Below are 23,922 nucleotides of genomic sequence, written 5' to 3' on the forward strand. Positions count from 1 at the left end.
AAATAGGAATAAAACTGAAATATTTTTTAGTAAATAAAAGTTGCATAAGTTTAATGATAAAAGGTGGCCTATAATTTGGCAGGGAATTTTTTACATAAACATATTAAATATATTTTACTAGAAGTAATTCAACGTATGGAGAAGCCTCCTATATTAGCTGTTAGTATATTAATTGGCAGATTAGTGGGACTATTTTTTATCCCTTTTTTCAGATCGCGATTTTTTTTCCTATTTCCATTTTATCATATAGGAGGAGCCGAAAAGGTACATATTAAAATTATTCATTGTTTGGAAGCATGCAATCCTATAGTATTTTTCACAAATAGATCAACAAATTCAGCATTGAAAAAGCAATTTATTCAAAGTGCTAAAATATTTGACTTAGGTCATTTTAACTATTTTGATAATCGTGTATACATTAATTTTTGGGTTGGTGTGTTATGCACAATTATAAATAGCAATAAAACTTGTGTGGTATTTGGATGCAATAATGTGCTTTTTTATAAGTTAATTCTGTATTTGAAGCCTCAAATTTGCTGTATTGATCTCATACACGCTTTTGGGGGTGGAATAGAAGATGTTAGCCTTCCTTACGTAAATAGATTAAACAAAAGAGTTGTAATTAACAAACGTACGATGAATGATTTAAAGAATCAGTACCGCTTAAACGGTATAACTGAAAAAAGGAATGAAAGAGTATTTTTAATCGAAAATTGTGTAAAAATTCCGAAACTAGTTAGAAGGAAAAATGATAAATCTACTTTAAAAGTTCTTTATGTAGGTCGCGGTTCTGAAGAAAAGCGAGTTAATTTAATAGGAAAAATTTCTCATCTTTGTTATCTAAGTAATTTGCCAGTTGAATTCACTTTAGTCGGCGATGTCAAGGATTCAGTGGACGAACAATACAGAAGGTATTGTAATTTCCTAGGCGAACTGACGGATGAAAATCAAATTTCTGAAATATATAGTAATTCAGACATATTGCTACTTGTCTCGAGTAGAGAAGGTTTTCCTTTGGTTATAATGGAAGCAATGGCTCATGGTATTGTAACTATAAGCACTGATGTAGGAGGCATTTCAGAGCATATTTGTAATGAACACAATGGTTTTCTTATAAAGAATGAAAGCAATGATCTTATAGTTAAAAATGTATTCGAAGTTTTAAGTAAACTTACTTCAGATAAAATTTTGATGGATAAAATATCTCACGAAGCTTACGAATATGCAAAAACAAATTTTAACTGTAATAAATTTTGTTCTGAATATAAAAACCTAGTTTGGGGTAAGTAATCGTTTTAACCTTTGGAAACGGGACTTAAAAGTGAGTGCTTGATTCGGCAAAATGTATAAATGAATAAATTTATACAAAAAAATGAAGGATGAATATATCACAACTACCGTTAAAACTTAAATTATATAAATAAATAAGTTAAATATTTGCTAATAAAAGTATCAGCTTCAATCGTATTAGAGCTTTAGTCATATTAGATATTCCTATAATAAAGCCGTGAACCTAGTTCCATTTCTATGCACATGAAAATATCCTGCTAAATATTGTGTAAACTTGGATAATTAACCATAAACTCTAACATTATAATTAAAACCGCCTGATTTGGCAGCTAGTGGAATCAAACTTATATGTTTAAATTTTGGGAACTGGGGGAGGAAATAATATGTGTGATCAAAATCCAAAAGTAAGTGTAGTTATCCCAACATATAACAGAGCTCATCTATTACCCAGAGCTATTCAGAGTGTTTTGGATCAAACTTACCAGGATTTGGAGATTGTTCTTGTTGATGATGGCTCGACAGATAATACTGAAGAAGTCATAAAGGATTTTAAAGATGAGAGGATACGGTATATAAGACATAATCAAAACAAGGGGGCTTCAGCAGCAAGAAATACTGGAATTAGAGAATCAAGAGGAAAATACATTTCATTTCAGGATAGTGATGATGAGTGGTTTTTAGATAAACTTAAGCAACAAATAGAAGCTTTTGCTGATGCTTCTCCAGAAATTGGAATTGTTTATTCTGGCTTTTACAGAATTGAAGCTGATAGAAAAATATATCTGCCAAATGATCATCTACCTCAAAAAGAAGGAAACATACATAATGAACTTCTTAAAGGAAATTTTGTTGGGACACCAACAGTCCTTATGAAAAAAGAATGTTTCGAAAATAAAAAATATTTCGATGAAAATCTTCCTGCCTTAGAAGACTGGGAGTTATGGATCGAGCTCTCTAAATATTATCTATTTAAATACATTAATAAGCCTCTTTTATGCTCATATTCTACGCCCAACAGTATAAATTTAAATGAAAATAATATGCTTAAGGCTCATGAAATTATTTTACTCACACATTTAGATGATTTTAGTAAAAACAAAAAAAATTTGTCTGAACACTATTACGATATTGGTACTGGATTATGCTCTATTGGTGATTTCAATAATGGGCGGAATTATCTAATAAAATCTATGAAAGCGTACTATTTTAATTTCAAAACAATTACAGTTCTTTTTATATTATTATTTGGTCAAAGTATCTATTTTAAGTTTAGAGATTTACATCGAAAAATAGGGCATAGATCATGAATCCAAAAGTTGCCATTATAATTCTTAATTGGAATGGTTGGGAGGACACTATAGAATGTTTGGAATCTGTTTTTCAGATCACATATCCCTTATACGAAGTTATTATAGTAGATAATGGCTCAAAAGATGATTCTATACAGAAAATAAAAAACTATGCAGAAGGGAAAATTAAAATTAAGTCTAGATTCTTCCATTATTTACCCGAAAATAAGCCGATTTATGTTAGAGAATATTCTAAAGATGAGCTAGATACCTCAATTTCAATAAAAGAAAACATTAAAAATCCGGTTTCAAGAAAAAACCTGATTCTTATAAAAAACGATGACAATTATGGCTTTGCTGAAGGAAACAATATTGGCATTAAATTCGCTTTAAATAACCTTAATTCGGATTATATTCTATTACTTAATAACGATACAGTTGTTGATCCTTATTTTTTAAATGAGTTAATAAATGTGGCAGAAAGTGACTTGCAGATAGGAGTACTGGGGTCAACGATATACGAATACAAAAATCCTCAGGAAATTCAATCTGCTGGTGTAAAAATTCATTGGAATAAGGGTGAAGTAATTAACCTGACACAGCAGGAAAGTAAATATTTGGATGAACCCAAAAATGTTGACTGTGTAATGGGTTGCGCACTACTTGCAAAAAGCGAACTGTTCAATAAGATTGGGTATCTGAATAAAGATTATTTTGCGTACCTCGAAGAGACTGAGTGGTGTGTACGCGCTCATAAAGCATCATATAGAATTGTCTACGTACCAAAAGGAAAAATATGGCATAAGGGTGGCGCTACAAGTAATAAAATAACCGGTTTTACTCTATTCCATTATACGAGGAATAAGTTCTGGTTTATGAAAAAACATTCATCAAAACAACAATATTTTTCGTTCTTAACTTACTTTTTTGGTTTTCGTGCCTGGATGGTCATTGGTGGCATCTTGTACCGTCAAAAAAGTAAGGAAATTTTGCCATCTTTTATTTCTTTCTTGAAAGGAATAAGAGACGGGGTTCTGACTTAAGGTTACAATTCTTTATATACCTTTAATGTTTTTTTTGCTGAACTATCCCAACTAAACATTTTTGATCTTTTCAGTCCTTTTCGGACCAATTCTTCTTTGAGATCATCATTCTGTAGTACTTCGTACATTTTTTCAGCAAAGTCTTCAACATTATAAGGATCTGCCTGAATTGCAGCATCTCCGACAACTTCCGGTAGTGAGGAGGTATTTGATGTTATTACCGGGGTTCCACATGCCATTGCTTCCAGTGGAGGTATCCCAAAGCCTTCATATAAAGAAGGGAATACGAACAAATCCACAGCGTTATAGATATCTGCCAGTTCGGTTTCTGATACATATCCCGTAAAGATAATATTATTCTGTAAGTTCAGAGCCTCTATCTGTTTAAGGAGTTTTTTCCTTACGAACAGGTAATTTGGGGTCCCTACTTTCAACAGTTTTATATTGGGAATTTTTGCTTTTAATTTGCTGAATGACTTTAGTAAAAATTGAAGATTTTTTCGAGGCTCTTCAGCTCCAACATATAGAATTACTTTCTCAGCTTCTCCTATCCTGTATTTATTCAAAGCTGTTTTATTTCTATTTTGATAGTATAAACTGTGGTCTACCGCAGGGGGTATAACTTCTATCTTTTCTTCTGGATATCCTATGTATTTACTAATATCCTGTTTAGAGAATTCGGAGACCGTAATTATTTTTTCTGCTTTTCTCAATCCTTTTGCATTAAGTTTCCAGAGAGGGTTTAGAGTCTTGTAATATGCTATAGGTATGATATCATGACAGGTAACAATGGTTTTTTTCATATCAATTAATTCAAGAAGAAATGCCATATCTTGCCGAGTTATGTGCTTAGCGTTATTCTCAATTATTTTTTTCTTTACAATGAACGGATATGCAGAATATTCAAAAATCTTGTTAATTCCGGGAATTTTAGATATATTAGGATATTCTATCCGATTTAATTTAACATTATCTAGCCTGTTATGGATTTCACTTTGATATTTTGACATCCCGAATATTTCAACTGTTTTCAGGCCATTTATATAATCAATTTCCATAGTTCAGTTCCCCAAAAACCCGGAATTCTTTATAAAGTTTCTTGATTTAAAAGAACAATCTGTTATTACCTTGAATAATTTAGTCTTTATTCTGCAGGTACTCTCTTTCAATTCTGGCTGAAACTTCATTCCAATCCATTATATTTTTGTCTATCCTGAAGTTTCCATTTTTTTCCTCTCTCATGATCTCCTTCAGTGCTCTGGCTACTTTCTCCTTTGAAACGGGGTTTTCAATCCCAATACAATTCTTTCCATCCACAAATTCCTCAAGTGCACTGCCTTTTGCCACAATACACGGAACTCCCGCAGCAAGAGCCTCAGCAACCGTTATTCCATATGCTTCGTGAGAGGAAAGCATCAAAAAGATATCCGCACCTGCATAGCATTCAAGCAGTTCTTTCCTGGAAAGATCTTTTAACCATTCAACCCTTGCTTCCACCCCTAAACTTTTCGCCATACTACGAAGTTCAGATTCGTACGGACCCTTTCCGACGATCCTCAACCGGAAATCCTGAAGTTCAGGTAAACTCTGGATAATATACTGTATCCCTTTATATTCTTCCAGGCGACCCACATAGAGAAGAAGCTTTTCTCTTCCGGCTTTCTTTTTTGACTCTTTTCCCGGCTGCTTTAGATTTTCGAATTCTTTAAGATTTATACCATTAGGGATTTTTATTGTCTTTGAAGCGACCTTAAAATCCGATTCTACAAGTTTCTTTTCATACTCTGATACACATATCACCGAGTCAGCTCTGGAGAAGATCATCTTCCCAAGAAGCCTATAAGGTTTGTGCAGTAAGTCCCGAAACGCAGTATGGCCGTGCCGGTGATAATGCGGCGTAAATACCAGTTTTCCACCATGCCTGCCCAAGGATGCGAAGAATGCAGGAAACGCATGATAGCTGTGTGCATGAATTACATCATAATCGTGCTTTTTAAGATAGGTGTAGATTTGGGGAGCTAAATAATACGCATTTCCAGGAGCAAAAGATCTGAACCTGAGAACTTTTACTCCGTTTACCATCTCTCGCTTACTCAATTTTCCCGTGGGATCAGTTGTTATGACCTCAACATCATGTCCTGCTTTAACCAGCCTTTCACTAATTTCTCTGACATGAGTTTCCACTCCCCCTATATCAGGGTAGTAACGGGGACAGATCTGGGCTATTTTCAAGGCTGAACCTCTTTTAACTGGAACCTATACGCAGTAATGCATTAGCTTAATATAAAGATAATGTGATAGTTTAGACAAATGACATCCAACAAACGCATTTGCATAGTCGGACCTTCGAAACGTTTTTTAAGCGGTATCAGTTATTACACTATCCGTCTGGCAAATGCCATGTCTATGGAAAAAGACGTTTCAGTTGTCTGCTTCCGGCAGCTGCTTCCAACTTTTCTGTTTCCTGGAAAATCCCATGTTGGAAAAAATATTTCCGATCTAAATTTTTCACCCGACATTCCTGTTTTTGACGGCATGGACTATAACAACCCTCTGACCTGGATTCAAGCGTACAGTTTTCTTAAAGCACAAAAACCGGACATCATAGTTTTGCAGTGGTGGACTTCTTCGGTTGCACATATGCAACTTCTGCTGAAGCTCTTTGCCGGTTTGCTGAATAAACCGAAAATCATAATAGAATTTCACGAAGTGGTGGATCCGTTTGAAGAATCAATACTTCCGATCCGTTTATACTCGAAAATAACAGGAAAACTGCTTCGTAAAAACCTTGATGCATATATTACTCATTCAGAATCCGATAAAGAGCTTGTTGCAAAAAGATATTCTATTGCCCCTGAAAAAATCCATGTGATCCCGCACGGGCTTTACGACCAGTACGGAGAATTGCTTGATATAAAAGAAGCAAGAAAAAACCTCTCAATAAAGGACGATTTTGTTATTCTTTCTTTCGGTTTAATTCGAAAATATAAGGGAACTTCCTATCTAATTAGAGCCTTTGAACAGCTACCTACCGAGATTATCGAAAAAAGCCGGTTGTTAATTGTCGGGGAAATCTGGGAAGATCGAAAGGAATTGCTTGGCCAGATAAAGGCTTCTCCCTTTTATAAACACATTACGCTAGTAGACGAATACGTTCCTGATGACAAAGTAAATGTATATTTCAGTGCTGCAGATGTGGTAGTTCTGCCTTACTTGAGGGCTTCTCAGAGCGGAATTGCCCATATCGCCATGTCCTTTGGAAAACCTGTTATTGTTTCTGAAGTAGGCGGCTTGAAAGAATCGATGGCTAAATATGAAGGAACTTTTTTTGTTCCGCCAGGAGATGTCGATTCTATCAGAAAAGCTATTCTCAACCGGTTTGGAGAAAGAAAGCATTACGAAGTTCCGGACCAGAAATGGGATAGAATTATAAACTGTTACATTGAATTAATACAAACTATGTAATTTTCTTTTTAGTAATTTCATTTAAATTTATAAAGTTCGTTTTATAAAGGGGTTACTATGAGTCCTCAGGATCGTCCTGTATCGTCATTTAAAAAGAAAATGAAATCCAGCTGGCCTTATACTCTGACGGTTGCGATAATTGGTTTTGTGTCTTTATGGGTTAGAATTCTTCCTTCAGATAAAGTACTTTTACCTGGCGGGATTGTGAAGTTCACGACCAATGATGCGTGGTACCATATGCGTACCTTATTTGTCCTGCTTGAAAACTACCCCAACAGGATGTTTTTCAATCCCATGACCAACTATCCTAACGGGAGTTACATACACTTCGGCCCATTGTTTGATCAAATGATGGCAATTACCTCCCTGATTCTGGGAATGGGAAATCCAAGCCCTCAACTGGTTAATACTATAGGAGCATATTTCCCTGCAATTTTAGGAGCTCTTACAGTCATTCCAGTTTACTACATGGGAAAATACCTTGGAGGGCATAAAACAGGAATTCTGGCTGCGATCCTGATAGCATTTGCTCCAGGGCAGTTTCTATCCCGTTCAATGATTGGCTTTACAGACCATCATGTTGCCGAGTCACTATTCAGTACTTTTTTCATGATGTTTTTCATGCTGGCCTTAATTTCAGCAAAGGAAAATAAGCTGCGTTTTGCAGATGTGTTCAATAAAAACTTTAAAGTCATAAAAGAGCCATTTATATATTCTGTTCTGGCTGGTGTCATGTATTCAGCCTACCAGCTTTCCTGGCCAGGAGGCTCGCTTTTCTTATTTATCATTCTTGTTTATGCAATATTTCAGTACATATTTGACAATTTTCAGAATGAGTCCAGCGACTACCTTGGGTTTACAGGCATAGTCACATTTTTAGTGAGTACAATACTTATCCTTCCATTTGTCCACCCGGATATGGGCTTTTCACTTTATTATTATTCATGGTTCCATGTTATCACATCCCTTGGAGCAATGGCAGGCTTTGCGGCTTTGAGTCTTATTCAAAGAGAATTCAAAAGAAAGAAAATGAAGACTTATTATTACCCACTGATAATTCTTGGAGCTGGTATTCTCGGGCTTATATTTATCAAAGTTTTATCTCCATCCCTTTATTCCCTGATTATAAACGCACCAAACACTGTTTTTGGAAGACTGCAAGGAGGACCTTCCACAATCGATGAAGCTACTTCTATATTCTACGACGTTGGTGTCTTTACCCTATCTAAAGTTTTTTCAAACTTCACTGCTACGGGATTTCTAGCGTCTCTGCTCGGGATACTTATTCTGGCTGCAAACCTGTTCAGAAAACCAAAGCCTCAGGAAGCGCTGCTTTTTATCTGGAGTCTTTTAATTCTCCTTGCAATTTACGGCCAGAACCGTTTTGCATATTACTATTCAATAAACGTTTCAGTCCTGAGTGCTTATCTGGGAGGCCTGTTACTTGAAAAAGTAAAATGGAGTGAACTTGACCAGAAGTTCAAAAGCAATCTAAAGTCGCCCACGGATATCCCGAAAGCATTGAAATTCGTCAAAATAGAGCAGGTTTTTGCAGTCCTGCTTATAGTGGTATTTCTGATTTATCCAGTATATGGATCTGCAATGCCGTATACAAAAATGGTATACGGCCAACCCATCCCACCCTGGGAAGAAGCTTGTGTTTGGCTTAGCTCAAACACCCCAGATCCCGGAATGGATTATAATGCCATTTATGAAGCCCCGAAAAACGGAGAGATGTTCCAGTATCCAGACACTGCATACGGGGTTATGTCCTGGTGGGACTATGGACACTACATAGAGACAATCGGTCATAGAATGCCAAATGCGAATCCTTTCCAGGCAGGAATAGGAGGCCGCTCGACAAGCATTAACGAGACAAACCGACCAGGTGCTACAACCTTTCTTACAGCTCCATCTGAAGAAGAAGCAAGTACAGTACTTGAAGCCATAGACCCGAGGCCAGACAAAGCAGGTGCAAGATACATAATGTCTGATGCCAGAATGGCTACAGATATATTTGGGTCAATTGCGACCTGGACTCTTGATACTCAAGGGTACTCCCAGGTACACTTGATAGGTAAAGAATATAGATCCCTGCCTACCACTCGATATTTTAATACCATGGAAGCAAGGTTGCATATTTTTGACGGAAACGGCTTGAAGCAGTACCGTATGATTCACGAGACCGAAGCTTATCAAACTAATGAGCTATTGTACAAACAGGTCTACAATTACTTCTACGGAGGTAAGCTCCCTGAGACAGATACAGGTTATGTCAAGACCTTCGAGTACGTCAATGGTGCAGATATAACAGGCACGGCTTCCCCCAATGAGACTGTAAAAATAGACACGACAATTATTACAAATCAGGGAAGGACCTTTGAATACTCGCAGTCAACAACTGCAGACTCTCAGGGAAGATACGAGTTCACAGTGCCTTATTCGACCGAGGGTCCGATTGCAGGCGAAACACAGTTTGATACTGTACCTTCAGGACCCTATGTGTTGAGTTATGGCGATACGACAAGAGAAGTGAGAGTAAATGAAGAAGCAGTATTAAAAGGAGAAGAAATAAAGGTCTGAAAAATCTTGAAATTCGTGTTAAGTTAAATTCACGCCTTTATTCTTTCCATTTATGTTTTTATTTTTTAAATATCCTTGGAAGATTTATTTTTTGAGATTTTTGAAAGAGCCTGCCGCATTTCAAGAATATTTGTTTTTAATATATTCGCCAGTTACATATACTTATTTATATATACTATTAATAAAGTTATTTTATATTTCTAAGGGTTTCTTAAAAGAAGCAAAAATATTTCACATCCGTTAAAAAGCCTACTAGTTATTACTGTTTCCAAAGTAGATAGATTGAGAAAGCCTGTCTCCTGGAAGGAGAAGCAAAATTTCGATGGGAATTCCTTGAAGACTGTCCTGATCGGTCATTATGAAAGCTGTATGAAGTTTCTGAACAGGAATGAGATAAGATTATAAATAATCATACTGAATTGCCTACATCAGACAATAATAGTATCTACATGATTTTCTTCTTCCATAAATTATATATTTAATCGCAAAAATTTACCTCTTAAAGGGGATTATTATGAGTTCTCAGGATCATCCTGTATCATCATTCAAAAAGAAAATGAAATCCAGCTTGCCTTATACTCTGGCGGTTGCGATAATCGGTTTTGTATCTCTATGGGTTAGAACACTTCCTTCAAACACAGTATTCTTACCCAATGGGTTTGTAAAGTTCGCTACAAACGACGCCTGGTACCACATGCGTACTTTAAACGTCCTGCTTGAAAATTACCCCCACAGGATGTTTTTCAATCCCATGACCAATTATCCTAACGGGAGTTACATACACTTTGGCCCATTGTTCGATCAAATGATGGCAATTACCTCCCTGATTCTGGGAATGGGAAATCCAAGCCCTCAACTGGTTAATACTATAGGAGCATATTTCCCTGCAATTTTAGGAGCTCTTACAGTCATTCCAGTTTACTACATAGGAAAATACCTTGGAGGGCATAAAACAGGAATTCTGGCTGCGATCCTGATAGCATTTGCTCCAGGGCAGTTTTTAGCCAGATCAGTGATTGGCTGGACAGACCATCATGTTGCTGAATCGTTATTCAGTACTTTCTTCATGATGTTTTTCATGCTGGCTTTAATTTCGGCAAAGAAGAAAAAGCTGAGTTTTGAAGATGTGCTTAATAAGAAATTCACTGTCTTCAAAGAACCTCTTGTATACTCGGTTTTGGCTGGAGTAATGTATTCAGCTTACCAGCTGTCATGGCCAGGAGGATCACTTTTCTTATTAATAGCTCTTGTGTACGCAGTATTCCAGTATATATTAGACACCTTCCAGAACGAGTCCAGCGATTATCTGGGGTTTACAGGCATAGTCACCTGTTTAGTAAGTACTATACTTATCCTTCCCTTTGTCCACCCGGATATGGGATTTTCTCTGTATTATTATTCCTGGTTCCATGTAGTCACCGCTATTGGAGCAATGGCAGGCTTTGTGGCTTTAAGTTTAATTGAAAGAGAATTCAAAAGAAAACAAATAAAAACCTATTATTACCCTCTAATAATCTTTGGAGCTGGAATTCTAGGACTTATAATTGCTAAAATTGTATCTCCATCCCTTTATTCCTTGATTATACATGCACCAAGCACGGTTTTTGGGACTCAACGGGGAGGGCCTTCCACAATTGGCGAAGTTACTTCCATATTCTACCAGGGTGGCGTCTTTACCCTGACAAGAGCTTTTGGAAATTTCACAATGACAGGGTTTCTTGCTTCTCTGCTAGGGATGATTATCCTTGCTGTAAATATATTCAGAAGACAAAAACCCCAGGAATTACTAGTTCTTGTATGGAGTTTCTTTATTCTCCTTGCAATTTACGGCCAGAACAGATTTGCATACTACTATTCAGTAAACGTTTCAATCCTGAGTGCATATCTCGGAGGACTTTTACTTGAAAAAGCAAAATGGAATGAACTTGACCAGAAGTTCAAAAGTAATGTAAAATCGCCTGCAGATATCCCGAAGGCTTTTAAATTCATCAAAGTAGAGCAGGTTCTTGCAGTCCTGGTTATAGTCGTATTTCTCATTTATCCAGCGTATGGATCTGCAATGCTATATACAACTGGCTCAAATGATCCTAATGAATGGTGGATGGAAGGCACAGAGTGGCTTCACTCAAACACCCCTGATCCCGGAATGAACTACAATGCCATTTATGAAGCCCCGAAAAACGGAGAGATGTTCCAGTATCCTGATACGGCATATGGGGTTATGTCCTGGTGGGACTATGGACACTACATAGAGACAATAGGGCACAGGATGCCAAATGCGAACCCGTTCCAGGCAGGAGTAGGAGGTCGCAGCGTAAGCATTGATGAAGAAAACCGGCCAGGTGCTGCAACCTTCTTCACAGCCTCATCCGAAAAAGAAGCAACTGCCGTACTCAAAGCTATAGATCCAAGGCCTGACAAGATGGGTGCACGTTACATAATGTCTGATGCTAGAATGGCTACAGAGATATTTGGGGCAATGCCTGCCTGGACTCTTGATACTGAAGGGTACTATCAGGCTTACAGGGTAGGTAACCAATATCAGACCATACCTTCAACCCGATATTTTGATTCCATGGAAGCAAAACTCCATATTTTTGATGCAAACGGCTTGAAGCAGTACAGGATGGTTCACGAAACAGGAGCCAGCCAAACTGACGAAGTCGGATATAAACAGGTCTACAATTACTTCTATGGAGGCAAGCTCCCTGAAGTGGATACGGGTTATGTCAAGATCTTCGAGTACGTCAAAGGTGCAAGAATAACAGGAACGGCTTCCCCAAATGAGACTGTTAAAATAAGCACGACAATTCTTACGAATCAGGGAAGAACCTTTGAGTACTCGCAGTCAACGACTGCAGATTCTCAGGGAAGGTACGAATTTACATTGCCTTATTCGACTGAGGGACCAATTAAAGGCGAGACACAGTTCGATACTGCACCCTCAGGCCCCTATGTGCTGAGTTATGGCGATACGACAAAAGAAGTGAGAGTAAATGAAGAAGCAGTGTTAAAAGGAGAAGAAATAAAGGTATAAAACAGTACGGAGTGTGCTATTACCACTCTCCTGCACCTCTATTTCTAATTCTTTTTTGCCTTTATTTTATTGATTCTACATTTTCAACGTTGTTTTTAAGCCGGATCTGGAAAAATTTTTACTTCATTTTCCCGCTATCTAGAAATACTATTAAAAAAACCTATTTCGCAGGTGAAGTGCAATGGAAAAACCTATCATAGGTAGAGTCTGGAAATTCGGAGACGATGTCGATACAGATGTAATCATTCCCGGAAAATACCTGCGGACAAAGGATATGCAGGTTTTTGCAGCTCATGCAATGGAAGGCATTGACCCCGAGTTTGCAAAAAAGGTAAAACCAGGAGATATTATTGTAGCAGGTAGCAATTTTGGCTGTGGCTCCTCAAGAGAACAGGCTCCCCTCGCTTTAAAACATGCAGGTGTAGACTGCGTTGTCGCAAAATCTTTTGCAAGGATCTTTTTTAGAAATGCGATCAATGTGGGGTTGCCTCTTATAGAAGCTGATATCGAGTGCCAAGAAGGCGACGAGATCAGGGTTGACCTGCTAAAAGGCGAGGTTACAGTTTCAGGGAAAGGCACTTTCCGAGGAAATAAACTGCCGGATTTCCTGCTCCAGATACTTGCTGACGGTGGGCTTGTAGCTCACAGGAAGAAAATTCAGAGCGAGCAAAGTAAATAATTTGATCCAAAGAAACCGATACCGATGATATTTCCTAATGAATATAAGAATGTGGGCGTAACAAAATCCTTCTGCCCGAAAACTGAGGAGCCGATCTATTTCCTGACTGACTACCTGATTACAGAAAGGGAAAATCCTCAGACAGGCAGCTGCGAATATGCAGTATATCACGTGAAGAAAAGCGGAGAGGGACTGCTCAGGAAAGTTGAAGCTCTAGAAATGATAGCCTCAGGAGAAGAGGTTGTAAAATATGACAGGGAACTGAATATAAAAGACCGCACACTCCTGATCGAGACTTCAGAAAAACTCTGTACCGGCAAAGTGAACACAGTAATTTTTACGGGTATGGATAAGCACGTTACTTTTGTTCATGATCCTGACCTTTCAAGCATTCTTGAGCTCGAAATCCTTGACGTTGCTCCTCCTTATCCTTCCTGGCTTTCCCTCGTTGTGAGAAGGCTTGAAGCCAGTGGAATTTTCGGGGATCTACAAATCAAGTTTACTGAAAAGGTAATTGACCTCAGGCGTTTCGAAGGAAAAAATACTGTTTTCCCATGCAGTGCATCGGGACTGGAAGGCAAATGCCTGGATTCAGATGTACTCACAGAAAATGGACACTTATTGGTAGGATGCGAGATTTCAAAGACTCTTTTTGAAATGCGTTTTCCTGAACTTGAGTATTCCTTTGTAAATATCTGTCCTTTCAAGTCCGAAATAGTTGTGCCCTCGAAATCGTTTATTACCCGCTGCTGTAGGTCTGAGAATTCTGGGCTTGTAAAAATCTCGGGTTTTGATGGAGCTGTAGTCCACTGGGGAGCATCGGAGTACCAGGTTGCTGAAGCTATCCGAAAACTCGTAAGCAAGCTTAGGCAGAGTTCAGAGGAACTAAACAGCCAAACGAAGGTATAAGAGTATTAATAAAAATCCAATTACAAAACTATTAAATTTACTTAAGGGAAATTTGCACAGGTAAACTGATAATTTAAAATTGTCCTGTGCAAAATGTCCTGCTCATATAGTACCTTTTTGAGCAGTGATGCTGCCTGTTTCTATCTTCCTATTTCCATCAACTGTTGATGATAAATATCTAGGATAGAGTCACTCATAGAGGTCGGGTAATAATGGTAAGCTTTTAAGTTTTTTGCCGCAAAACGTTCGCTTTAATACGAACTGTGGATATTCACTGAATATTTGTCAGGAACCATCTTCTGTGAGAGAATCTGAGTAACTTTGAGTATTAGATCTCTATGACTAAATTGTAAAAGATTTTTCTATATATACATACTTTTTTGTATTAAAAGTTGATTTCTTCTAAAATTAGAAAATCTTATTATCTCGTAAAGACATAGTCTTAAATGATTGACCTGCAAGCGACACTCGTGAATTAAGGGGATTGAGGGGAACGTCAAAGATTTAAGTGACTTCATGAAATCGGAGGCAGGTAGCGGAGTACAAAATAAAATTAAGTCTGGGGGGTTAATGTTATGCTTTTGCTCATGCTTGCATGGCTTGTTGGATTCTTTGCGGGGGTTATCTTGCTGAAGTTCGTGTTTATAATGGTTGCAGTGCGGGCTTCGCTTGCTTATAATACAGTTATCGGACGTAATATTCAGGAGAAATATCAACAGGTGAACCTGGTACCTGATTGGGTTAAAACTTTCGCAGATGACAATATATACCAGCGCTATTCGCTTGATCCACTGCGTGTTGTAGAATATCCGGCATTTTACAAAAAAGGCTTTAAGTTTTTTAATGGAAGTCAGTATAAATACGCTATTTCTTATGATGGCACCGGTAAGTACACTGTATATAGGAAAGAGATAGCAGGGAGATCGGGTAATAAAACAAAAACAATAGTTGAAGAAAAATCTGAAATTAAGGTATGAGCAGAATCAAGATATAAGCAGAGTGAAATTATCCACGCCACGATTAAATTTGAACACTGTCCGTTCTAGTCTTTTTATGCAGACTTTTTGAACTTAGTCTGCCTGCAGTTTGGCGAGGTCTGGCTGCCCCTGACCACCTCCATATTATTTTTCATCAGTAACCATAACGAAGACATAGTTTTAAATCTGATTGCAGATTTATTGGGTCATCAAAAGGGAATAACCACGGTATATAGACATTTTGAGGGATTCTATTTTCAAATGTCCTCATGTGCTAAAGATTTCTAATCATCCCGAAAAATTTCATTATAAAACGAAATTGGAGTAATCACTTAATGTCCTTCCTGACTAGTTTCCTTTTAGGAATCGGGCTTTCAATGGATGCATTTGCAGTTTCCATGTCCAGCAGTACCACAATAAGGCCTTTCAGGCTCAAGGATGCCCTAAAACTAGCTTCCTTTTTTGGAGGATTTCAAGCTTTAATGCCTGTGCTGGGCTGGTTTGGGGGGAGCGCAGTAAGCGGCTTTGTATCAAACTATGCTCCCTGGATTGCTTTTGGGCTTCTGGCCTTTATCGGAGGAAAAATGATTTATGAGGCTCTTTACGGAGATCCTGATGGAAAGGTAAATTCCCTCAATTATTCGGTGCTTCTGGTGCTCGCAATCGCTACAAGTATAGACGCCCTTGCCGTGGGAATTAGCTTTGCCTTTCTCAACACGCCTATCATTGAACCTGCGATTATAATAGGCTGTGTGACCTTTTTCATGTCATTCTGCGGAGCAATCCTGGGGTACAGAATAGGCCACTTCTTTGAGCACGAAGTCGAGATTATCGGAGGGCTGATACTTATAGGGATAGGCGGGAAAATTCTCGCCGAACACCTGCTCTGGATCTGAGAGGCCCCTAAAAAACCTCAAAAGTTACGCCAGATTCATATACCTAAACTATAGATGCAGTTAATATGAAACTGGCTGTAATCGAAGGTGATGGGATAGGCAGGGAGGTAATCCCTGCAGCTGTCAATGTTCTTGATGCTTTTGGGCTTGAGTTTGAGAAAGTGCCCCTGGAGCTTGGCTATAGACGGTGGGAAAGAACAGGGACTTCAATATCAAATGACGATTTGGAAATCATAAAAGAGTGTGATGCAGTTCTTTTTGGGGCAATCACCACAGTGCCTGACCCTAATTACAAAAGCGTGCTCCTGACTATCCGAAAGGAACTGGATCTGTATGCCAATATCAGGCCTGTTAGGCCCCTTCCCGGCATAACCGGAATCACCGGGAAAAATGACTTTGATTTTATCATTGTCAGGGAAAACACCGAAGGGTTGTATTCTGGGATTGAGGAAATAGGGCCCGACCTCTCCTGGACGAAGAGAGTCGTCACCCGAAAAGGCTCAGAGCGAATTGCAGAATATGCCTGTAAGCTCGCAAAGAAAAGGAAAAATAAGCTGACCATTGTCCATAAATCCAATGTCCTGAAATCAGACAAGCTTTTCCTCGATGTTTGCAGTCAAACCGCTAGCACTAACGGTGTAGAATATGGGGATATGTTAGTTGATTCGATGGCTTACAACCTTATGATGCACCCTGAAAGGTATGATATCGTAGTTACGACGAACCTCTTTGGAGACATTTTGAGTGATATGTGTGCAGCGCTTGTAGGAAGTCTCGGTCTTGTCCCGAGTGCAAATATAGGAAATAAATATGCCTTCTTCGAGCCTGTACATGGTAGCGCGCCCGATATTGCCGGAAAGGGCATTGCAAATCCGCTTGCTGCAATCCTCTGTGTAAAGATGCTGCTGGAATGGATGGGAGAAACTCGAGCTCAAATTATCGATGAGGCAATAGCCCACATAATTCAAAAGAGAATTATCACTCCTGACTTGGGAGGAACGGCCAGCACAATGGAAGTCGGAAACGCGGTTGCAGAATATGTGAGAAATAGTATATAAAAGAACTAATGCAGTTCAATCTAGTAAAGAAGCTCAACCGAAAAAATTTGATCGGCTTCCTGCCAGAGGAGAGTTTTTAACGTTTTAATCCCCTTTCTATAATAAGCGCAGTTACATTTTTATCAAAAATGACTGCACTTAAACTCTAATTTATCGCTAATGAATGGGGGGTTTCATTCTGCGCCAATTTTTTGATGTCTCATTACCTATTACAGAAGAAATGGTTGTATCTCCGGGAAAGCCGGAGCCTTCTATTCAGAGGTATGCCTCTGTCCCGAAGGATAAGGTAAACGAGTCTATTCTGACTTTGGGAAGTCATACAGGCACTCATGTAGAATCCAGGTTGCACCTTCGGGATGGAAAAGAAGGAGTTGCTGACCTGCCTCTTGATCACTTTTATGGAAAGTGCAGGGTTTTTGATCTCACGCTGGTAGAAAGTGAAATTCACAGGCAGGACCTTGAAGAGTTTGAAATAGGGCCTGAAGAGATAGTACTTCTCAAGACTAGGAACTCGGCACTTGGTTACGTGAAGTTCCTTGAGAATTACGTGCACCTTAAAATGGATGCAGCTGAATACCTCGTCAATGCCGGAATTAAAACCCTGGGATTTGACTACTTGAGCGTTAAAGAACCTGAAGGGGACGATGAGGTCCGTGAACTACTTATAAATAATACAACTTTGTTTCTAGGACTCAATCTTACCGGTATCCACGAAGGAGAATATACATTCATAGGTCTGCCTCTTCGTATAGATACGGATGGAGCTCCGGCAAGAGTGATACTTGTTAGAGAATAATATACTTCAGAATAAAGGCCAAGAAAGGCAGTAAATAATAATTAGAGCGGATATCAAAAAGAGTTAGAAGGGCAACCTTCCGGTTTCAATAAGCCCTTCCGGTTTATTTTTGCCTTTCAGTTCCTATTTTTTATTTTTAGCTTTTAAGTTGTTTTTCGTACTTACCTAAAAATTATTCCTTTCTTCCAGACTTTCTTTTCCCTACCTGATTTCTCTGGAATGTTTGCTTATATTCTCTAAAAAGTTCAAAATGCTCATAGTAATGGGCTCTTTCGATAATATCTTCAAAAAACTTGTCCATGTTGATTCCCCCAAATCCACATGATATTTATCCCTCATAGTTATAAATATTTGTCACTGAAGAAGCAGATATTTCAAAAAATAGTTTTAAATATCAACCTTAAAGTTTATCTAATGGAGTTGGAATAGAACTTACAGGCTGAAATGGAACTGGTTGAAAAGTAAGTTTCTCTCCGCCTTTAATTTCTGTGGATTTCTGTAATTATTTTTTCAACATAACTATTTTTTTGGTTTTTCATAAAACCTTTGTTCTTGAGATTTACATCTCAGTTACCTGTTCTTGAAACTTACTTCTCAACGCTCCAGTTCTTTAGAGATTTTGCAGCTTTTTAATTCGCAGCTTTTTCTAATGTGAATCGATCTACTTTCAGATGTCAGTCAGATGTCAGTCAACAAATCCTATCTTATAGACCCATTGCAGGAGTCTTTAATTTAAGTACAGGCACATCTCCAAAGTACTCTGAGTAATTTATGTTTCTGTAACTTTCAAACTGCTCATAATACTGGGCACGCTCAATCAATCCTTTGAATATTTCCTCCATTGTATTCACCTCTATTCCCAAAAACTACTTCAGTACTTATTAATCTCAGCCTAGCAGGGTGAAAGTATTTTTTGCAGGAAATCCAGTAAAAATTCCAGTTTATATGACTATCAAGGCTGAAAACCTTTACCGAGATTTTCAAAAAAATAGAGAATATTAAAAAGAAGAAAATATTAAAAGGAGAGCTTGGATAAAATAATTATTAATGCTTTTTGTGGCGGCTGCAAGCTGCTCTCCTAGCTTTCTGTATATCATCAGTTCTTTTCATATGGTCTGTGTTTTTTACCTGCAGTCCGTATTCCAGGAAGTAGCCGTTTGTTGGAAAGAGCGTATTATTAAAAGTGGATGAACCTGTTACATAAAGCATCTCTTTTATGATATGACTTCCTAAGGCTTTCCCGAAGATTCAGCAGTTCTATCTCCATGCAGACAGCCCAGACAGGCTTCAGCAATCTCTTTTACATTTATTTCTGTGCTCCCTACATGGTATCATTGTCACAAGCACTTTTTCCTCTACCCCTCAAAGGTCACGATCTATAAGCCTCAAAGCTCTTCGGCAGATTATGCTTCCATATTACCCGTAATTCTTCTAGATTTTAGGTCTGCATCCGGAACCTGGTAATATCCTCCAGGAAGCCATCAATTAACTCATAATGGCCCCTTTCATAGCCAGCCAGCATTTCGAAGAAATTTCTCAGGCTATCGTCTTCAACCCTTTTTGCGACCTCAGAATAGAAATCCTCGCTTTTTCTCTCGTGTCTCAGGGCTGCAACAAGGATGCCAGCATCCCCAAGTGTGATCTCTCCACCTTTTATGCGACCTATATCAAACTCAGGGGTGAAGGACTGACCACTTGGAATTTCCGTACTTATTACGGGTAAATGTTTCTTATTCCGGTATTCTTCAAGGTAGCTAAGATGCTTTACTTCTTCATTTGCCAAGTACTCATAGAGTTCCTTAAATTTCGGCCGGTCCATTAAAGCGGCTTTACTCAGGTAGAAGTCCCTCGCTTCTTTCTCTCTCTCGATTGCTAAAGCTACGGCTTCTTCAATTCCTTTAAGATTTTCTACTTCCTCTATTACATTTTGATATGCACTTTTCACAACTTTACCCCCTCTGATTTCTTATATCTTCAAATACACCATCTTTAGAGTTTCCCGATTTCTTCTTTAATTTTCTTTTTCTTTCGTTCTTTCACCTTAAGGATTATATCTTCAGAAGGTCGCTCAAGCCCGAATATATCATAAATCTCGTAGGGACTTGCAAGCACAGTGATATTTTCCATCTGTGCAAGTTTTTCTGAGTTTGTAACATCTACTTCGCGCATACTAAGTTCAAAAGCTCTACCGCTAGGTGCAGAGGTTTTTACGCTCCCTCTTTTCTGGTCTACAGGCAGGATAAAAATAGGTGTTTCTCCTTTTGCAGTCTGAGAGACTGCGTTTGTAACAAGGGTATCTGCAATCCCGTATACGATTTTTGCTACGGTATTGGCAGTTGCCGGGGCTATCAATAGGAAATCGTAGTATCCCATCTGTAGCGGGCCTGCAATAAATGGAGAGTTAGGGCCTGCATCCACCTTGAAATTAGGAAAATCTTTCTGGATTTTATCCCAGAGGTGATACCACTTCATTACAGTCTCGCCCTCTTTGGAGAGAAAAACCATTGCTTCAACATTTGTTCGGCTCTTAATGTCTACCAGAATGCTATAGGTCTCAATCATCTGGTCTCCAGAACCTGTTATTCCCCATGCTATTCGCTTTATATTCTTATTTAATGGTTCTACCAAAATTATTCCCCCTTAAAAGTTCTGTCAAATCATGGATTTATTTCTCTTCTGATTAAACTGAGTACTGAAAATTCGTCCTTCCAAAGTTTATGTTATTTGCCTTCCTCTTTTGGCGTTTCAGAGGGTTGGAGTTCGGATTTTATTTTTGAAGTAGCTTTTTTTATAATTTGAGTTGTTTGGACAAGCTTCTTTAGTGTCCTTCTAAGGCTTCTCATGCCTTCGGAATCTTCTGAAACTCCTTCTGCCCCTTTGTCTTTCGACCAGAATGTCCCTCCCAGGTTGGCTCCGAAAGAGCCTCCTCCCACAGGTATCATTTCGTTGATTACATAAAAGTTGAGGATAGCCTGAATTGCTAGTTCCTGTCCTCCAATCCTGTCTCCTCCATCCGCAATGCCCATTCCGACTTTATTCAAAAAAACCTTTGGGTCTTTGGCAACTACGGCTCTGCATCTGTCCATTATTGTTTTGGTTTGAGCACTCAATGTTCCCTGATAAACCGGAGTTCCAATAATCCAGGCATCTGCCCAGATCATTTTGTCGTAGAGCTCGGCTGAAATATCATCTTTGTGAATGCAGCCTTCCTTTGTCCTTATACAGAAGTCACAGTGGATGCAAAAGTTCAGCTTTTTCCCTTTGGACGAAAAGTAATCGGTTTCTGCGCCATATTTCTCCTCTGCAATCTTCAACGCTTCCCGGACCAGAAAATCAGTTGCCATATTCCTGGGACTTCCGGATATTCCGAGAATCCGTATCGGTTTGGCTTCGGTTTCTTGCATGTCCCCCTCCGAATTATAAGTAAAAATTAATTATATGCAAATATGTCTTTATACTGGTACGTTTTTCGGGCAAATAATTTTATCCCTGAATAATTTTATACTTTAATCTTTTAATTTTTGCTATTTATACTTTAAGCTTATGTGAACGCTAGGGAAAAGAAGTAGATAATCTAAGTCTCAAGAATAGATCTATTCTTTGCGTAAATTGCCATGTCAATCAAGGTATGTTGAAGGCTCTTTCACCGAAAAGTTAATCTATATATTCATAAAGCTGACGTGTTATAAATTCCAAAAACTGGCCGACTTGGTATTTCCTGAAATATTGGCTATAAAACGCGATACACATCAGAAAATGAAAATAAGTATTATGCAGTTTCATAAAATACGTTGTTTAGACACAATGCATGGTTCGAAAAAGGAGCATTACAAGAAATACTGTTAATGGTAATGTAAAAAGCCAGAAGTCTTTATAATTATGTAAACCTAGAAATTCACGTAAAATAGCTAATTTTTAACTTCTGATCCGAAGATATAGAAAATAAATTGGTTAAATCCCAGTTAACGAACTGAGAGTTTTCCAATGAATAAAACTTCTTATCCACAATTTTCAATTCTGTTATTGTGGATATTTACGTTGGTTTCTTTTGTGTTTAAGCGTACTACTGCAGGGGCAGGCAGGTCATGGAAATAGTTGCCGGAAGCTTCTATATTTTTAAGAGATCCCTGCAATTCCAAACCTGCGTATCCGCCACCAGACGTTGTACATTCATTGTTCTTCATTACTCCGTCGGTAACGGAATCGAACCGGACAGACGAATTAGTTCGGTTAATAAATTTACAATTTTTAACTGTAATACCATTTACATGATAGGCATATATACCATCATGCCCGCATTTGTTTACAGTTACTGAATCTATCAATACGTTGCTGGATTTTGAGATAAGCATGGCATCATTACATCCATTCTGGAATGTAACATTCTCAATTGTTAATCCGTTGCAGTTTATTATAGTTGCCATGTTATAGCAGGAAGTTCCGAGCCTGACGCCAGAATAATAGTCGGACTGACTGCCATCAACAGTTATATCTCTGATTGTAACATCGTTTGCAGAACTGCCTCGAACCATGAGCATAGCTTTCTTTTCTGCAATACTGCTTTCACGCCCACCCCAGACTGGTAGTCCTTTAGCGAGCTTAATCTTTGTACCTGAATCTCCTTCAAGGATGGTGTTGCTACCAATCCGAAGAGAATCGGTTATATCATATGTGAATGGGCCTTTAAGGTGAACAGTTGTGCCAGGGTTCCGTGCAGCAAATTCAAGCGCCTGGTTGATCTGGACGTCATCAGCTTTTCCATCACAATTGAAGTCTCCACTTCCGTCTCCGGCAACAGTTACCACCTGTGTACTCGAAGCGCCTAAGGCAGCCGGTACAGTTGTTAAAATAAGGCATGTTACCAGGAATAGGGTTCCTAGTTGTCTTTTTAGCATCGTATCACCTTTGGGTTGGATTTTTATAGGGATATAAGTGAAATCAAAACGTATACAGTAGTACTCTTTCCCAAATAATTCTCAAAATTCCATATTACGTACTCGTAATACTTACTTTTCCGAACTAATCTAATCAGGTAGGGATTTTAGAATTCTTCAATAGAATTCCCTGATCAGGTCGGCTCTATACGGGTATTTAAGATTCCATTACGTCTGCGTAATATTTTTCGAACCTATCCAATTCGGTTCTCTGCGATTTAGTGGGGCGGACACGTTGCACACAGAGTCTCCACTCTCCAATCACTATAGGGATTAGTCACTGGAGGTAGCCGGAAACTAGAAGTTTTGGCTTCTATAAATCAAAACTTGCTATTGACCACAGGACAGCAGCCTTCTGGTCAATACTTTCCATTAATTACGGCCCTTAGCCAGATCAACTCTCTTTTTTTAAAAGATTTCATTCATCATTGTTGAATTCTTGAGTTGACACTTCTGGTTAAGTGGTCCTATTATAAAATATTTTGGGTACTTTATTAAATAAATTTACGTAGTGTGTTATTATTTAAGAGCTTAAAGTGATAAAGAAGTTAAATTTTGCTTATAATTTTTGTATATATTGTCATAATTTTGATTAAATAATCGTTGTATAATTTAAATGAGGGTAATAATTTAAATATATACGTATCTATTTTAAAAATGCACTGGAATAAAAATAGGAATATGGTCATAATATTAATGCTTTAATAAAAACGAGTTTGGAAGACATAGCGCATAGGATCTCAAAAACCTTGGAAACCATATTGGGATTTTTGCCTTGCTACTTAACCGAACTTCAAACATTAAAATATATATAAATAAGATAAAATAAAGATATTACAAATTAATTCTTTATATCAAGTTGTGTAACTTATGAATAAATTATGGAGAATTATCCAGAGTTAATTAGTCAAAATAATTTGGCAAAATTTGAATGAATACAGGTGGGAAGCAAAGCAAAAAATAGTT

20 protein-coding genes are annotated in these 23,922 nt (G+C 38.1%); 12 read left to right on the top strand and 8 right to left on the bottom strand.

Annotation, left to right across the window (positions count from 1 at the left end; all coding sequences use genetic code 11):
• Positions 1-75 precede the first annotated feature (75 nt).
• From BP861_RS00960 to BP861_RS00970, 3 genes are all read left to right on the top strand, one after another.
• Entirely contained in the window at positions 76-1,290 is a 1,215-nt protein-coding gene (locus tag BP861_RS00960; RefSeq protein WP_292371659.1) for a glycosyltransferase family 4 protein, read from the top strand.
• Between the two features lie 383 nt (positions 1,291-1,673).
• The gene (locus BP861_RS00965; RefSeq protein WP_292371661.1) at positions 1,674-2,597 is read left to right on the top strand and encodes a glycosyltransferase family 2 protein; all 924 of its coding nucleotides are present in this window, start codon (positions 1,674-1,676) and stop codon (positions 2,595-2,597) included.
• On the top strand, positions 2,594-3,622 hold the full coding sequence (locus tag BP861_RS00970) for a glycosyltransferase family 2 protein (RefSeq protein ID WP_292371663.1): 1,029 nt from the start codon (positions 2,594-2,596) through the stop codon (positions 3,620-3,622). The genes BP861_RS00965 and BP861_RS00970 overlap by 4 nt, the downstream gene beginning before the upstream one ends.
• A gap of 2 nt (positions 3,623-3,624) precedes the next feature.
• Here BP861_RS00970 and BP861_RS00975 read toward each other — a convergent pair whose 3' ends face one another.
• Together BP861_RS00975 and BP861_RS00980 are read right to left on the bottom strand one after the other, a co-directional pair.
• Positions 3,625-4,680, bottom strand: coding sequence for a glycosyltransferase family 4 protein (locus BP861_RS00975; RefSeq protein WP_292371665.1), 1,056 nt, complete (start codon positions 4,678-4,680; stop codon positions 3,625-3,627).
• A 79-nt stretch (positions 4,681-4,759) separates the two neighbouring features.
• The gene (locus BP861_RS00980; RefSeq protein WP_292371667.1) at positions 4,760-5,854 is read right to left on the bottom strand and encodes a glycosyltransferase family 4 protein; all 1,095 of its coding nucleotides are present in this window, start codon (positions 5,852-5,854) and stop codon (positions 4,760-4,762) included.
• A gap of 78 nt (positions 5,855-5,932) precedes the next feature.
• Between BP861_RS00980 and BP861_RS00985 the strand changes: the two genes are divergently transcribed.
• From BP861_RS00985 to BP861_RS01025, 9 genes are all read left to right on the top strand, one after another.
• Complete coding sequence (locus BP861_RS00985; protein ID WP_292371669.1) at positions 5,933-7,087, top strand: glycosyltransferase family 4 protein; 1,155 nt, start codon at positions 5,933-5,935, stop codon at positions 7,085-7,087.
• Positions 7,088-7,144: 57 nt separating this feature from the next.
• Complete coding sequence (locus BP861_RS00990) at positions 7,145-9,670, top strand: oligosaccharyl transferase, archaeosortase A system-associated (protein ID WP_292371671.1); 2,526 nt, start codon at positions 7,145-7,147, stop codon at positions 9,668-9,670.
• A 514-nt stretch (positions 9,671-10,184) separates the two neighbouring features.
• Positions 10,185-12,707 carry an oligosaccharyl transferase, archaeosortase A system-associated gene (locus BP861_RS00995; RefSeq protein WP_292371673.1) on the top strand — a complete coding sequence of 841 codons (2,523 nt, stop codon included), beginning with the start codon at positions 10,185-10,187 and terminating at the stop codon, positions 12,705-12,707.
• Positions 12,708-12,888: 181 nt separating this feature from the next.
• Positions 12,889-13,386: a homoaconitase small subunit gene (gene hacB / locus BP861_RS01000; protein WP_292371675.1), complete on the top strand. Its 498-nt coding sequence runs from the start codon at positions 12,889-12,891 to the stop codon at positions 13,384-13,386.
• Positions 13,387-13,410: 24 nt separating this feature from the next.
• Entirely contained in the window at positions 13,411-14,295 is an 885-nt protein-coding gene (locus tag BP861_RS01005; protein ID WP_292371677.1) for a DUF7714 family protein, read from the top strand.
• A 575-nt stretch (positions 14,296-14,870) separates the two neighbouring features.
• On the top strand, positions 14,871-15,272 hold the full coding sequence (locus BP861_RS01010) for a hypothetical protein (protein WP_292371680.1): 402 nt from the start codon (positions 14,871-14,873) through the stop codon (positions 15,270-15,272).
• Between the two features lie 335 nt (positions 15,273-15,607).
• Positions 15,608-16,168 carry a manganese efflux pump MntP family protein gene (locus BP861_RS01015; protein WP_292371682.1) on the top strand — a complete coding sequence of 187 codons (561 nt, stop codon included), beginning with the start codon at positions 15,608-15,610 and terminating at the stop codon, positions 16,166-16,168.
• Positions 16,169-16,233: 65 nt separating this feature from the next.
• Positions 16,234-17,226 (top strand): isocitrate/isopropylmalate dehydrogenase family protein, encoded by a 993-nt coding sequence (locus tag BP861_RS01020; protein WP_292371685.1) that lies wholly within the window; start codon positions 16,234-16,236, stop codon positions 17,224-17,226.
• Positions 17,227-17,389: 163 nt separating this feature from the next.
• The gene (locus BP861_RS01025) at positions 17,390-18,022 is read left to right on the top strand and encodes a cyclase family protein (protein ID WP_292371687.1); all 633 of its coding nucleotides are present in this window, start codon (positions 17,390-17,392) and stop codon (positions 18,020-18,022) included.
• Positions 18,023-18,194: 172 nt separating this feature from the next.
• Here BP861_RS01025 and BP861_RS01030 read toward each other — a convergent pair whose 3' ends face one another.
• The 6 genes from BP861_RS01030 to BP861_RS01055 all read right to left on the bottom strand — a co-directional run bounded on the left by BP861_RS01030 (position 18,195) and on the right by BP861_RS01055 (position 22,917).
• Positions 18,195-18,323 (bottom strand): hypothetical protein, encoded by a 129-nt coding sequence (locus BP861_RS01030; protein WP_292371689.1) that lies wholly within the window; start codon positions 18,321-18,323, stop codon positions 18,195-18,197.
• Between the two features lie 403 nt (positions 18,324-18,726).
• Positions 18,727-18,864: a hypothetical protein gene (locus BP861_RS01035; protein ID WP_292371691.1), complete on the bottom strand. Its 138-nt coding sequence runs from the start codon at positions 18,862-18,864 to the stop codon at positions 18,727-18,729.
• Between the two features lie 596 nt (positions 18,865-19,460).
• Positions 19,461-19,967 carry a ferritin-like domain-containing protein gene (locus tag BP861_RS01040; protein WP_292371693.1) on the bottom strand — a complete coding sequence of 169 codons (507 nt, stop codon included), beginning with the start codon at positions 19,965-19,967 and terminating at the stop codon, positions 19,461-19,463.
• Between the two features lie 44 nt (positions 19,968-20,011).
• Complete coding sequence (gene afpA, locus BP861_RS01045; protein WP_292371695.1) at positions 20,012-20,650, bottom strand: archaeoflavoprotein AfpA; 639 nt, start codon at positions 20,648-20,650, stop codon at positions 20,012-20,014.
• Between the two features lie 92 nt (positions 20,651-20,742).
• On the bottom strand, positions 20,743-21,426 hold the full coding sequence (locus tag BP861_RS01050) for a flavodoxin family protein (protein ID WP_292371697.1): 684 nt from the start codon (positions 21,424-21,426) through the stop codon (positions 20,743-20,745).
• Positions 21,427-22,020: 594 nt separating this feature from the next.
• Positions 22,021-22,917, bottom strand: coding sequence for a right-handed parallel beta-helix repeat-containing protein (locus BP861_RS01055; RefSeq protein WP_292371699.1), 897 nt, complete (start codon positions 22,915-22,917; stop codon positions 22,021-22,023).
• Between the last annotated feature and the right edge of the window lie 1,005 nt (positions 22,918-23,922).

Origin of the sequence: Methanosarcina sp. UBA411 (assembly GCF_002495725.1) — an archaeon.
GTDB lineage: Archaea > Halobacteriota > Methanosarcinia > Methanosarcinales > Methanosarcinaceae > Methanosarcina.